General features: G+C 64.6%; 13 protein-coding genes and 1 pseudogene. 10 read left to right on the forward strand and 4 right to left on the reverse strand.

The window, feature by feature from the left end:
* Nucleotides 1–7: 7 nt before the first annotated feature.
* From flgE to D1F64_RS18230, 5 genes are read left to right on the forward strand one after another with little or no spacing between them, the layout of a single operon-like run.
* Entirely contained in the window at nt 8–1,267 is a 1,260-nt protein-coding gene (gene flgE, locus D1F64_RS18210) for a flagellar hook protein FlgE (protein ID WP_117413568.1), read from the forward strand.
* A gap of 2 nt (nt 1,268–1,269) precedes the next feature.
* Nucleotides 1,270–1,542: a hypothetical protein gene (locus tag D1F64_RS18215; protein WP_117413569.1), complete on the forward strand. Its 273-nt coding sequence runs from the start codon at nt 1,270–1,272 to the stop codon at nt 1,540–1,542.
* Nucleotides 1,539–1,994 carry a hypothetical protein gene (locus tag D1F64_RS18220; RefSeq protein ID WP_117413570.1) on the forward strand — a complete coding sequence of 152 codons (456 nt, stop codon included), beginning with the start codon at nt 1,539–1,541 and terminating at the stop codon, nt 1,992–1,994. Before D1F64_RS18215 ends, D1F64_RS18220 begins: the two co-directional genes overlap by 4 nt.
* 18 nt (nt 1,995–2,012) lie before the next feature.
* Nucleotides 2,013–3,392 (forward strand): flagellar hook-associated protein FlgK, encoded by a 1,380-nt coding sequence (gene flgK, locus D1F64_RS18225; RefSeq protein ID WP_117413571.1) that lies wholly within the window; start codon nt 2,013–2,015, stop codon nt 3,390–3,392.
* 11 nt (nt 3,393–3,403) lie between these two features.
* On the forward strand, nt 3,404–4,300 hold the full coding sequence (locus D1F64_RS18230) for a flagellin (protein WP_117413572.1): 897 nt from the start codon (nt 3,404–3,406) through the stop codon (nt 4,298–4,300).
* A gap of 12 nt (nt 4,301–4,312) precedes the next feature.
* Here the strand turns inward: D1F64_RS18230 and D1F64_RS18235 are convergent, their stop codons facing one another.
* The 4 genes from D1F64_RS18235 to D1F64_RS18250 form a co-directional block, all read right to left on the reverse strand.
* A complete protein-coding gene (locus D1F64_RS18235; protein ID WP_117413573.1) occupies nt 4,313–5,110 on the reverse strand; it encodes an NAD(P)-dependent oxidoreductase in 798 nt (265 codons plus the stop codon).
* A 7-nt stretch (nt 5,111–5,117) separates the two neighbouring features.
* Nucleotides 5,118–6,398 carry a TRAP transporter large permease gene (locus D1F64_RS18240; protein WP_117413574.1) on the reverse strand — a complete coding sequence of 427 codons (1,281 nt, stop codon included), beginning with the start codon at nt 6,396–6,398 and terminating at the stop codon, nt 5,118–5,120.
* A 4-nt stretch (nt 6,399–6,402) separates the two neighbouring features.
* Nucleotides 6,403–6,948, reverse strand: coding sequence for a TRAP transporter small permease (locus D1F64_RS18245; RefSeq protein ID WP_117413575.1), 546 nt, complete (start codon nt 6,946–6,948; stop codon nt 6,403–6,405).
* Nucleotides 6,949–7,175: 227 nt separating this feature from the next.
* Nucleotides 7,176–8,159 (reverse strand): TRAP transporter substrate-binding protein, encoded by a 984-nt coding sequence (locus D1F64_RS18250; RefSeq protein ID WP_117413576.1) that lies wholly within the window; start codon nt 8,157–8,159, stop codon nt 7,176–7,178.
* A 213-nt stretch (nt 8,160–8,372) separates the two neighbouring features.
* On the opposite strand from D1F64_RS18250, the gene D1F64_RS18255 reads away from it, so the two are divergent.
* The 5 genes and pseudogenes from D1F64_RS18255 (at nt 8,373) to nirK (ending at nt 13,427) form a co-directional block, all read left to right on the forward strand.
* On the forward strand, nt 8,373–9,134 hold the full coding sequence (locus tag D1F64_RS18255; protein WP_346432267.1) for a FadR/GntR family transcriptional regulator: 762 nt from the start codon (nt 8,373–8,375) through the stop codon (nt 9,132–9,134).
* 100 nt (nt 9,135–9,234) lie between these two features.
* A complete protein-coding gene (gene kdgD / locus D1F64_RS18260; protein ID WP_117414705.1) occupies nt 9,235–10,143 on the forward strand; it encodes a 5-dehydro-4-deoxyglucarate dehydratase in 909 nt (302 codons plus the stop codon).
* A gap of 8 nt (nt 10,144–10,151) precedes the next feature.
* Nucleotides 10,152–11,290 (forward strand): annotated as a pseudogene (locus D1F64_RS18265) (mandelate racemase/muconate lactonizing enzyme family protein).
* Nucleotides 11,287–12,156, forward strand: a complete 870-nt coding sequence (locus tag D1F64_RS18270; RefSeq protein ID WP_117413579.1) for an amidohydrolase family protein — start codon at nt 11,287–11,289, stop codon at nt 12,154–12,156. Before D1F64_RS18265 ends, D1F64_RS18270 begins: the two are co-directional and overlap by 4 nt.
* 122 nt (nt 12,157–12,278) lie before the next feature.
* Complete coding sequence (gene nirK / locus D1F64_RS18275; protein WP_117413580.1) at nt 12,279–13,427, forward strand: copper-containing nitrite reductase; 1,149 nt, start codon at nt 12,279–12,281, stop codon at nt 13,425–13,427.
* Nucleotides 13,428–13,439 lie beyond the last annotated feature (12 nt).

Here is a 13,439-nt window from a genome sequence, read left to right on the forward strand (position 1 = left end):
GCGTACCATGAGTCTGACTGGAGCCCTGAATTCAGCCGTTTCCTCTCTTTATGCCCAGAGCCAGGCGTTGGCGACGGTCGCCGACAATCTGGCGAACTCGGGCACCACCGCCTACAAGGCGAACTCCACGTCCTTTGAAAGTCTTGTCGCCAGCGCATCGAGTTCGGGAAGCAGCGGCGGCGTTTCCGCGACAACGCGCGCCAACAACACGGCGCAAGGCCTGCTCGTATCCTCAAGCAGCGACACCTCGCTGGCCATCGACGGAAGCGGCTACTTCGTTGTCTCCTCGGATATCGACGGCAGCGACGCGAACTACACGCGCAATGGCGAATTCTCCGTCGATAGCGACGGATATCTGGTCAACAACGGCAACTATCTGCTGGGCTGGGAAACCGACGCCGACGGCAATGTGATCGGCGGCACAAGCGAGACATCCCTGGTCGCCATCGACACCGATGCGATCCAGAGCTCGGTCGGCGCCACGACCGAAATCGATATCCAGGCCAACCTGCCCGCCGATGCCGAGATCGGCAGCACCTATGAGACAACCCTCGAGGTCTACGACTCGCTCGGATCCGGCAGCACCGTAACGGCCACCTGGGAAAAGACCGCCGAGAACACCTGGGAACTGAGTTTGGCGGATCCCGTGTTGTCCTCCACCGGCGTCGCCAGCGGAACCACATCCAGCGACCCCATCGAGATCACATTCAACTCTGACGGAACCCTTGCCAGCACCAATCCGGCGGCGGCGGAACTGACGATCAGCGGCTGGACCACGGGCGCCGCCGCCAGTACGATTTCACTGTCATTGGGCACCACCGGAAAGACCGATGGGCTGACGCAATACGCATCCGACAGCAGCACTCCCAGCATCACCGGCCAGACCGTCACCCAGAACGGTATCGCTTACGGCAACCTGACCGGCATCGAAATTTCGGACAACGGATCGGTGATCGCCAACTTCGACAATGGCGAAGCCCAGACCATCTACAAGATCCCCATCGCCACCTTCGCCAATGCCAACGGCCTGACGGAAATGAGCAACGGCGTCTATGCCCGCAGCACGACGTCCGGCAGCAGCGTCCTGCAATTCGCCGGCGCCGGAGGCGCGGGCGAGATCAACGGCGGATGGCTTGAATCGAGCACCACCGATACCAGCAACGAATTTTCCAGCATGCTCGCCGCGCAGCAGGCTTATTCCGCCTCCTCGCAGATCATGTCGACCGCTAGCGACATGTTCGACACGCTGATCAACTCGGTCCGCTGACAATGACCCAACCTGACCCTGATCCGAGATTTCACAAACTGAAGCGGCTCTGCGCCGAGGCCAGAGCCAATTCTTCCGACGGCGCCGCCGGCCGGCTCAAGGCTCTGGCACTGCACGATGAAGTGAACCGTCTCGCGGCCGAACTTGCCGCGCGGCGCGCGGACATCGGCCGGCAATTGTTCGGCTCGTTCAACGCCTCACGCGCCGCATCCAGCTACGCCCACGTGCAGGCCCTGCCGCTGCCCGCCCAGACGCGCAGAGGACCGAAACAATGACCCCCGTCCCGCCGATCGAAACCGTGGACGAAACCGTCGCGCGCATGATCGATGTCGCCGACAGGCTTCTGGCGCTGGCGCATGACGAAAACCGGCGCCTGGCCGCCGGAATGACCATGCCGCTTGATGATATTGTCGCCCAGAAGCATGAACTCGCCGAGCAATTCAGCCGCTGGATGCGACAGATCAAGACGCAGCAGCTGCTGCTGATCCAGGCGTCCCCGGAACTGGCGACCCAATTGCTGGAACGCGGCCGCCGGCTTGGACAGGCTCTGTCGGAAAACGCCGCGGAACTGAACAAGGCCATGGCCGCGAGCCAGCGCCGCGTGGATGCGATCATGCGGGTGGTGCGCGAGGAGTCAAAGCCGCCGCCGGTGTATGGCGTCAACGGACGCTACGCGTCGCCTGTCGTCAACCGGACGGTCTCCCTGCATCCCGGATGCAAGGCGTAATCCGGTGAAGGGAGCAACATGACCTCGCTCAGCGTCGCCAGCCAGATCGCCACGAGTTCACTGACCGCGACCCAGGTCCAGTTGTCGGTTGCCTCCGCCAACATCGCCAACGCGGACACCGAAGGCTACACACGCAAATCCGCGACCCAGACGTCCCAGACCACGGCGGGCGTTGGCACCGGTGTCTCCATCTCCGGCATCACCTCCAAGGTGGACGCCATCCTGCTGGCCAACCTGAACGAGGCGACGTCGAAACAGGCCGCCGCATCGACGACTGCCGACTATCTCGACCGTCTGCAATCCCTGTTCGGTTCCACATCAGGTGACGACGGCACTGGCAGCGCGCTCTCCAACACGCTTGCGGATGTGGAAAGCGCGCTGTCGGAACTTGCCTCGACGCCCGAAAGCACGAGCGCGGCCGCCAGCGCCCTCAGCGAGCTCGACACACTGAGCGCCCAGTTGCGCGAGTTGTCGTCGGATATCCAGGACCTGCGCGCGGAGGCTGACGCGGCAATCGCCGCATCCGTCGACAGCGCCAATGAAGCCATCACCACGATCGATGCGCTCAACGAGCAGATTGTCGCCGGCAAGGCGCGCGGCGAATCCACCGCGGATCTGGAAGACCAGCGCAATCAGGCGCTTCAGACGCTTTCGGAATCGCTCGGCGTTTCAAGCCTCGTTTCCGACAATGGATCGATGAAGGTCTACACGACCTCGGGTCAGGTCCTGGTTGACGGCTCCGCGCACTATCTGTCCTTCGACAGCGCAAGCGTCATGACGTCCGAACGGAGCTACGACGGCACGGACGCCGGACTCAGCGGAATCACGCTCAACGGCACCGATATCGCCGCCAGCATCTCCAACGGCGAGATCAAGGCGCTTCTGAGCGTGCGCGACGAAACCCTGCCGGCCGCGCAGGACATGATCGACACGCTGGCGAGCACCGTGATTGAAACCGTCAACGCCGTGCGCCCCGATCTGCTGACCGGGACGGATGCGTCGGACATCGCGGTCTCCGCCGACCTCCTCGCCGATCCCGGCAGCCTGCTCGACGACACGGATGCCGCGGCGATCGCCACGGCCCTTCTCGCGGCGCTGCAAGAGGACAGCAGCTTCGAGGCCTCGGGAAGCCTCGCGGCGACGCAGGGCAGCATGGCGGACTACGCCACCGACATTCTCTCCGTGGTCGTCGGCCAGGCAAACAGCGCCGCGGCCCGTCTGGAAACGGCCGACAGCCGGCTGACGTCCATATCCGACGCCATCACCTCGGACTACGGCGTGAACCTCGACGAGGAAACCGCGCGGCTGTCTGAACTCTCACAACTCTATTCAACCTCGGCGCAGGTTCTCAGCACCATCCAGGAGATGTTCGATGCCCTGCTGGCGGCGGTAAGTTGAGGTAACCAACCATGGTGATGCGTGTCGCAACCTTCGGGCTGACCTCCAGCCTGCTCTCGCAATCGCTCGCGACCCAGGCGAAGCTCGCGGAGAAGACCAACCAGCAGGTCTCCGGCGTCAATTCGACCGACTATGCGGGGCTGGGAACCGACGCCACCCGGATGGTCGGGCTCGAGGTCGCGGTCACGCGCTCGGAGGCTTATCAGTCGGCCGGCACGCTGGCCAACACGCGTATCGAGGCCATGTATTCCGCCACCGATTCCATGGTCGACCTGTTGACCCAAATGCGCGCGGAGGTGTCGGCGGCGTCCCTGGGCGAGGACAGCACCACCCTGCAGTCGACCGCCGCGAGCCTGCTTGAGGAATTCACCGCGCTGATCAACACCCAAAGCCAGGGCCGCTATCTGTTCGCGGGCAGCATGACCGGCGAGCCGCCCGCCTCAACAGAAGGATACGAGGCGACGTCGCTGACCGACGTCAACACCGGCTACTACTCCGGCGACGAGAACACGGCTTCGGTCGCCGTCAGCGAAAGCTGGACAATTGACTACGGCATCAGCGGCGGCAACGACGCCCTGGAGAAGGCGATGCGGGCGCTGTCCTACCTCGCCAACGCGGATACGCTCGACAGCCAGAGCCTGACGGCCGCCGCCGACCTGCTTGTCGAGGCCCAGGACGGCATTTCGTCGCTGCAGGTCGGCCTCAGCCTCGCCGCCTCCTCGATAGAACGCGCCATCACCTCCGAAGAGGAGTTCACCGCCACGGCGGAAGAGCTGATCGCCGAGATAAACACCAGCGACACCGCGGTGCTCGCGGTGATGATCACCAGCTACAACACTCAGCTGGAAGCCAGCTATTCCGCCCTTGGAACGCTGTCGAGCCTCAGCCTGATGGACTATCTGCGATAGCAGCAGGAGCCGTCAGTCCTGGTGGATCGGCTCGGCGACAAACTTGCCGCCCTGATAGACCGCGTCGACCGCGTCCGCCGGCGGCGGCGTCATGGCGGCGTCGAGCTTAGCGCGAAACACTTCCGAGTTGTCCTTGGGCCGCCAGCCGAGGAAGCGTGCGCCGGAGTTGTCCCACCACGTGGCGTCGTTGTCCGAGACGCCCCAGACGATTGGACGGCCGATGCGCGGCACGCGGAAGATGCACTCGACCAGCGACACGAAATCATCCGGGCTGAGCCACGTCGACAGCATGCGGTGATCGCGCGGCTCGGGGAAACACGAGCCGATGCGCACCAGCGCTGTCTCCTGGCCGAACTTGTCGTGGTAGAGGCTGGACACCGCCTCGCCGAAACACTTGGAAACGCCGTAGAGCCCGTCCGGCCGCATCGGCATCTCCGTGTCCAGCCGGACGTCCTGGGTGTAGTAGCCAATCGTGTGGTTGGAGCTGGCGAAGATGATGCGCGGCAGACCGTTCAGCCGCGCCGCCTCATAGAGATTATAGACGCCGACGATGTTCGCCTCGCAGATCCTGTCGAACGTGTCTTCCACCGACACCCCGCCCAGATGCAGGATCCCGTCGCAGCCCGCGACGAGCTCGGCCACCGCCGCCCGGTCACCGAGATTGCACGGCACCAGTTCCTCATTCGCCGCGGCCTCGCCGAGATTGGCGACATCGGACAGGCGCAGGACCTCGGCCACATGCTTGAGCCGGTTGCGCGCCACGGTGCCAAGGCCGCCAGCGGCGCCGGTGATCAGAAGTCGTTTCAGCATGGTATCCTCATTCGAATAGAGCGGGCAGCGTCAGCGAGATCGCCGGCACATAGGTGGTCAGCATCAGCGCCACCAGAATCGCCAGGTAGAACGGCCAGATGGTCTTCACCGCATGTTCGATCTTGACCCCGCCGATGACGCAGCCGACGAACAGACAGGCGCCGACAGGCGGCGTGCACAGGCCCAGCCCCAGGTTCATCATCATGATGATGCCGAACTGGATCGGGTCCATGCCGAGATCGCGGACTACCGGCAGGAAGATCGGCGTGCAGATCAGGATCAGCGCCGCCATGTCCATGATCATGCCGAGCACCAGCAGGATGACGTTGAGCATCAGCAGAATCAGGATCGGGTTGTCGGAGATCGCGGTCAGCGAATGCGCCAGCATGTCCGGCACCCGGTACAGCGTCAACAGATAGGCGAAGGCCGAGGCGCAGCCGACCAGGATCATCACCATGGCGGTGGTGCGCACCGCGCTGAGCACCGCCGTCTTGAAGCCCGTCCAGGAGAGTTCCCGGTAGACGAAAATTGTGACGAGGAAGGCGTAGATGGCGCCCAGCGCGCCCGACTCGGTCACCGTCATGACGCCGGAGAGCACGCCGCCGACGATGATCACCGCCGTGAACAGGCCCGGCAGCGCGACGACCAGGCTGCGCAGCAGCGTCCCCCAGCCGGGAAACGTCTCGGCGGGGTAGCCGCGCCGCACCGCGACCAGATAAGCGACGACGCCCAGGCACAGGCACATCAGCACGCCGGGCACGACGCCGGCGATGAACAGTTTCGACACCGAGATACCGCCGCCGGCGGCGACCGCGAACAGGATCATGTTGTGGCTCGGCGGAATCACCACGCCGGCGATCGACGAGCACACGGTGACGTTGACCGCGTAGTCGGCGTCGTAGCTCTTTTCCTTCATCACCGGCATCAGGATCGAGCCAAGCGCGGAGGTGTCGGCGACGGCGGACCCGGAAATGCCGCCAAACAGCATGGAGGAGGCCACATTGACCACCCCGAGTCCGCCACGCATGGACCCAACGGCGGCGGCGGCCAGACGCACCAGACGTGCGGCGATGCCGCCCTGCATCATCAGTTCACCGGCAAAGATGAAGAAGGGGATCGCCAGCAGCGAGAACACCGAAATGCCCGACATGATGCGCTGGAAGGCGACGAACAGAGGAAAGCCCTCGTAGAGAAAGCCCGCAACCGCGGCGATGCCGAGGGCGAAGGCGACCGGGACGCCGACGATCATGCCGCCGAAAAACAGCCCGAACAGAATGATGAGGCCCATGATGTCAGTTTCCGGCCGGCGTGCGGCGTAGCAGGCGTGTGAGGATATCCGCTCCGGCGAACAGAATAAGGAAGACACCGCAGATCACCATCGGCGCGGCGCGCCAGCCTTCCGACAGGCCGATCATCGGGATCATCCGATTCAACATCTTGTCCACCAGAGCCGCGCCTTGCCAGGCCATGAAGCCGCCGAAAAGGATCAGCAGGACATCGCTGATGTAGTAGGTCGCCACCCGGATGGGTCCGGGCATCGCCTCACGCACGAAATCGATGCTGAGATGGGTCTTCTGGCGGATGCCGACCGGCGCGCCGAGAAAGGTGATGAAAACGACGATCAGAAGCGACGCCTGCTCGACCCAGGTGGGCGTGTTGTTAAGCACATAGCGGCCGAACACCAGCCAGCCGAAGATCACGATCAGGAACACCAGCATGACACCGGCAACCGTCATGCAAAGCCGGGCGATACGGTCGAGTACCCGGTCGACGCCCGCAAGCCAGGCGGGCCCATCGTCCCCCGCGCCCTCCGCACCGGGGCTTTCCGTCAAACGCATCTCAGTGCCCCTCGTGGCCGATGGCGCGGCGCATGGCCCCGCTGGCGCGCACGCGCTCCGCTTCTGGTTCCCGGATTGCGGCCGTCCGGAGCCGCGATCCATGATCATGATATCAGGTGTGGTGTCGTCGCACGACGACGCCGCGTCATGCGGAGCATCCAGGATCCGGCGCACGGCCCGGGCGCATGTGCCGCGCCCGGGCCGTTCTTGCGCAGGATCTCCTGGATCTACTTGGTCGACTGAATTTCCGTGATCCAGTCAGCCAGATCAGGGTTCTGCTCGATGAACGTGGCGTAGACAGGCTTCATCTTTTCCTGGAAAGCAGACTTGTCCTTGACCTCGTTGACCTTCACGCCGCCGGCCTCGACCTTCTTGCGGCTTTCGTCGGAGCGCTTGGCCCACAGATCACGCTGCGTCTTGGCTGCGGATACAGCCGCGGCGCTGACGATCGCCTGATCCTCGGCCGACAGCTTGTCCCAGCTCGCCTTGGCGATGCAGACGCACTCCGGAATGATCAGGTGGTCGGTGATCGAATAATAGGGCGCCACTTCGTAGTGGTTGGTCGATTCGAACGACGGGTAATTGTTCTCCGCGCCGTCGATGACGCCGGTCTTGAGCGACTGAAACACCTCGCCAAAGGCCATCGGCGTGGCGTTGCCGCCGAGCTGCGCGACCATGTCGACATAGAGATCGTTGTTCATGACGCGGATCTTCATGCCGGCGACATCCTCGGGCGTCTCGATCGGATGCTTGGTGTTGTAGAAGCTGCGCGAACCTGAATCGAACCAGGCGAGACTGACCAGACCTTCCTTTTCCATGGCGGCGGAAAACTTCTTGCCGATCGGCCCGTCCATCACCTTGTGCATCTGGTCGACGCCGTTGAACAGGAACGGCAGCGACAGCACGTTGGTCTCCGGAATGATGGGGCCCATCGGACCCATGTTGAAATTAGCGAAATCGAGCGCGCCGTTGCGCGTCTGCTCGATGGCGTCGGGCTGCGATCCCAGCACGCCGCCATTGTAGACTGTGGCGGTCACCCGGCCGTCGGTCTTCTCGGTGACGTCCTTGGCGAACTGCTCCAGGGCCACCGTGTTCGGATAGCCTTCCGGATGGATGTTCCAGCCGCGCCAGTCGGCGGCCTGCGCGGCGGTCGCGGAAAGGGTGAGCGCACCGGCCAGCAAGCACCGGCGCAACAGAGCAGAGTGTTTCACGATTTTGTCCTCCCAGACGCTGAAGACATATTGTCATATGCCTTTTCACCAATCATGATACATTCATCATACAACCTGTCAAGCGGGTCGCCGACGTATTGTCCAAACCGACGACGCACCAGTGGCCAGAACGCCAGAGTCACGATACACCCGGTAGCGGCCGATACGAGCGGCAAGCGTCCGCGAACGGACAGCAGAAGGAAGCATGATACCGTGAGCGACGTGCAGATCGGACAAAAGAAACCCAGCCGGCGCATCGGCGGCGAGCCCGCCCGGGTCAACCTGGTCGCCCGCGTCGGCGGCGACCTGCGCCAGGCCATCGCATCCGGCAGCGTCGCGGTTGGCACGAAACTGCCGAGCGAAGCCGCGCTGACGGAGCAATACGAGGTGAGCCGCACAGTCGTGCGCGAAGCCGTCGCCGCCCTGCGCGCCGACGGCCTTGTCGAAGCGCGGCAAGGGTCGGGCGTCTATGTGGTTGCCCGCGAACCCGCGGGAACGCAGAATTTTCACACCATGGATCCCACGCGCATCTCGTCGGTCATCGAGTTTCTGGAGCTGCGCGCGGCTGTGGAAATCGAGGCCGCGGGCCTTGCGAGCCAGCGCCGGTCTCCTGCCCAGGAAGAGGCGGTGATCGAGGGCTGCGAGGAAATCGAACGGCTGATGAAGGCCGGCGCGCCGACATCGGACGCGGATTTCGCGCTGCACCTGACGATCGCCGATGCGACCAACAACATGCGCTTTCGCGAATTCCTGGAAATGATCGGGCCGAAGCTGATTCCCCGCCGCGCACTTCAGGAAGGCGCCCGGGAAGCGACCCCTGCCAACTATCTCGAGCAGATCCAGACGGAGCACCGGACCATCGCCGACGCCATCTCCAATCGCGACGAAGTGGCGGCCCGCGATGCCATGCGCCATCACCTCAAGGGAAGCCAGGATCGCTACCGCCAGATGCTGCGCCGGCCGGAGCCGGCATGACGGGAGCCTGAAAATGCAAAGTTATCATACAACTTCTTGACACGGGCGCAGCGAATTTTATGATCACCGCTCAGATGTGATCACCAAGGACGCCCAGAGAATGGATCCCCAAGCCCTCAAGGCCGCGCTCGGCGCCGGCCTTCTCTCCTTCCCCGTCACCGCATTCGACACGGAGGGAGGTTTCGCGCAAGCGCCATACATGGCGCATATCGAATGGCTGGCTGGATTCGACGCCACGGTGCTGTTCGCCGCCGGTGGTACCGGCGAGTTCTTCTCGCTCGATCCGTCGGAAATTCCGACGATTGTGCGCGCCGCCAAGCAGGCGGCGGGAACAACTCCCATCGTCGCGGGGTGCGGCTACGGCACCAAGACCGCCGTCAGCATCGCGCAGGCGGCGGAGAAAGCCGGCGCCGACGGCATTCTGCTGTTGCCGCACTATCTCATCGACGCCCCGCAGGCCGGACTCCTCGCTCACGTGAAGGCGGTGTGCGACGCGGTCGGCATCGGCGTCATGGTCTACAACCGCGACAACGCGATCCTGCAGCCCGACACATTGATGCGCCTGTGCGAGGCGTGTCCTAATCTCGTCGGCTTCAAGGACGGCTCCGGCGACATCGGGCTCGTGCGCCAGATCACCGCCACCGCCGGCGACCGGCTCGTCTACCTCGGCGGCATGCCGACGGCCGAGCTTTTCGCCGAGGCCTATCTCGGCGCCGGCTTCACCACCTATTCGTCGGCCGTGTTCAACTTCGTGCCGGCGCTCGCGCAGGACTTCTATACCGCGCTCAGGGCCGGCGACCGCGCCCGCATGGACACCATTCTCACCGGCTTTTTCTATCCCTTCATGCAGATCCGCAACCGCCAGAAGGGTTATGCTGTCTCCGCCGTCAAGGCCGGCGTCCGGCTTGTCGGCTTTCAGCCGGGCGGCGTGCGCCCGCCGCTGACCGATCCCACGGCCGAGGAGGAAGCGATGCTCGCAGATCTGATTGAGCGTGCGAAGACCCTATGAGCCCTTCCCTGAAGATCGCGGACGTCCGCACGCACATCCTCGACCACCGCCTGGAGCAGGCTTTCGAGAGCGCCTCCATGCGCTTCGACCGGCGCCAGCACGTGCTCGTCGAGATCGTCTGTGACGACGGCGCCACCGGCTGGGGCGAATGCCTCGGCCCCGCCCTGCCCAACGCCGCCGTGGTGAAAGCCTACTCGGCGCGGCTGATCGGGCGCGATCCGCTGGAAACCGAAAAGCTCTGGCAGGAGCTCTACAATTTCCTGCGCGACCAGGGCCAGCGCGGCCTCGCGATCACCGCGCTGTCGGGCATCGACATCGCGCTGTGGGACATCAAGGGCAAGCATTTCGGCGTTCCCGTCTCGACGCTTTTGGGAGGCCGGGTGCGCGAAAGCGTCCGCGCCTACGCCACCGGCTCCTTCCGCAAGGACGGCGTGGACCGGGTGCGCGACAACGCGGCGGAAACGGCAGGGCATATTGAAGCCGGCTTCCACGCGGTGAAAATCAAGATCGGCTTTGATCCGGTCGAGGACCTCAAGGTGATCGCCGCGGTGCGCGAGGCGATCGGCCCGGACGCCCGGCTGATGATCGACGCCAATCATGGCTACGACGTGCTCGAGGCTGTCCGCGTCGGCAAGGCGGCGGCCGAATTCGACATCGACTGGTTCGAGGAGCCGGTGATTCCGGAGCAGCTCGGCGCCTATCGCGCGGTGCGCGCCGGCCAGCCGATCCCGGTCGCCGGCGGCGAGACCTGGCACGGCCGCTTCGGCTTCCAGGAGCCGCTTGAGACCCGCGCCATCGACATCGCCCAGCCCGACATCTGCGGAACGGGCGGCTTCACGGAAATGCGCCGCATCGCCGACATGGCCGCCCTGCACGGTGTCCGGCTGGTGCCGCATGTCTGGGGCACCGCGGTGCAGATCGCCGCCAGCCTGCAGTTTCTCTCAAGCCAGCTGCCCGATCCGCCGCGCCGCGATCCCATCGAGCCGATCCTCGAATTCGACCGCACGCCCAATCCCTTCCGCCAGGCCATCGCCAGGGTTCCCTTCGAACACGAGAACGGCATGGTGCGAATCCCCGATGCCCCGGCCTCGGTATCGAGATCGACCGCGACGCGCTCGACGAATTCCGTCGGAAGGACGCCCCATGATCGAGCGCAGCTACACCGGCGCAAGGCCCGCCATCCGCCTGCCCAGGGGCGCGATCGACACCCAGACGCACATGTTCCTGCCCGGCTACCCGGCGATCGAGCCCGGCCCGCCGCTGCCCGAGGGCCTGCCGGGGCCGGCGGAATACCGCCGGCTCATGGACTGGCTCGGCATCGATCGCGTTGTGGTCACCCAGGGCAACGCGCATCAGCGCGACAACAAAAATCTCATTGCCTGCCTTGCCGAGATGGGGCCCGTCGCCCGCGGCGTCGCCGTGATCGATGCCACCACATCGCAGGTCGAACTCGACCGGCTGCACGCGGCGGGCATTCGCGGCGCGCGGATCATGGACCTGCCCGGCGGCGCGGTTGGACTGGAGGCGCTGGAAGCGGTCGACGTCAGGGCCGCGGCCATGGGCTGGGTGACGGCGGTGCAGTTCGACGGCAACCGGATCCTGGAGCACGAGGCCCGGCTCGCGGCGCTCCAGAGCCGCTTCATCATCGACCATCACGGCAAATTCTTCGCCGGCGCCGCGCCGGACTCTCCCGAGATCGACGCGGTCAGGCGGCTGATCGACACGGGCAACTGCTGGTTCAAGTTCGCCGGCTGCTACGAGTCCTCGCGCTCCGGCGAACCCGCCTATGAAGACATCGCCGCCACCGCGCGCGCGCTCGCGGCCCATGCGCCGGACCGCATCGTCTGGGGCACCAACTGGCCGCACAATCTGGCCAAGACCACCGCCGACTATCCGAACGACGCGGCGCTGACCGACACGGTGCTGGGCTGGTTCCCGGATGAAGACGGCCGCCGCCTGGCGCTGGTTGACACACCGCAGGCGCTGTTCGGCTTTCCGCCGCTCGCACCGTAGCGCATCTTTTCGGCGTCCTTCCTCCCCACCGCGAAACAATTGCGGGAATATTGTTCTGGCGCAAAGTCTGCGCGACTGCCGTTCGCTAGTTTCTTTTCGACACAACTCGAAAGGACAGACCGATGCTCACACGCAGAGCCGCCTTGATGGGAGCCGCCAGCCTCGCCGCCGCTCCCTTCGTCATCCAAGCCGCGCAAGGCGAGGAAATCATGGACACGTCGATGGCCCCGCCGGCCGATCTGTCCACGCTGAAACGCGTCAAGCGCAAGCTGGTGAAGCCGCCCTTCGTGCACGAGCACGAGCAGGTCGCAACCGCCGAGCCGCAGATCGTCGAATTCGAGATGAGGATCGTGGAAAAGGAAGTGCAGGTCGCCGACGACGCCTACCTGCAGGCCATGACCTTCAACGGGTCGATCCCCGGCCCGCTGATGGTGGTGCATGAAGGCGATTACGTGGAGCTGACTCTCTACAACTCGCCCGAGAACCTGTTGCAGCACAACATCGACTTCCACGCCGCCACCGGCGCGCTGGGCGGCGGTTCACTGACACTGATCAACCCGGGTGAGAAAACCGTTCTGCGCTTCAAGGCGACCCGGCCCGGCACCTTTGTGTATCACTGCGCGCCCGGCGGCCCGATGATCCCCTGGCACGTCGTCTCCGGCATGTCAGGCGCCATCATGGTCCTGCCGCGCAAGGGCCTCACCGACCATACGGGCGCACCGGTCAGCTATGACCGCGTCTACTACATCGGCGAGAACGACTTCTACATCCCCAAGGACGACAGTGGCGAATACAAGCGCTTCGACGACGCCGGCGACAGCTATGCCGATACGCTCGAAGTGATGAACGGACTGATCCCCACGCATGTCGTCTTCAACGGCAAGGTCGGGGCGCTCACCGGCGACAACGCGCTGCAGGCCAGCCAGGGCGAACGCGTCCTGTTCGTCCACAGCCAGGCGAACCGCGACAGCCGGCCCCATCTGATCGGCGGCCACGGCGATCTGGTCTGGGAGCACGGCAAGTTCAACAACCCGCCCGACCGGGACTTTGAAACCTGGTTCATCCGCGGCGGTTCGGCGGGAGCAGCGCTCTACGAGTTCCTGCAGCCCGGCGTCTACGCCTACGTGAACCACAATCTGATCGAGGCGGTGAACCTCGGCGCGACGGCGCATGTGCTCGTGGAGGGCAAATGGAACAACGATCTGATGGAACAGGTCGTCGCCCCCACCGAATACAACGCCGCGTTCGAAGGCAAGACGGCTCTGCCCTGAGCAGGATCGACA

The sequence above is a fragment of the Breoghania sp. L-A4 genome (genome assembly GCF_003432385.1).
Classification (GTDB): domain Bacteria; phylum Pseudomonadota; class Alphaproteobacteria; order Rhizobiales; family Stappiaceae; genus Breoghania.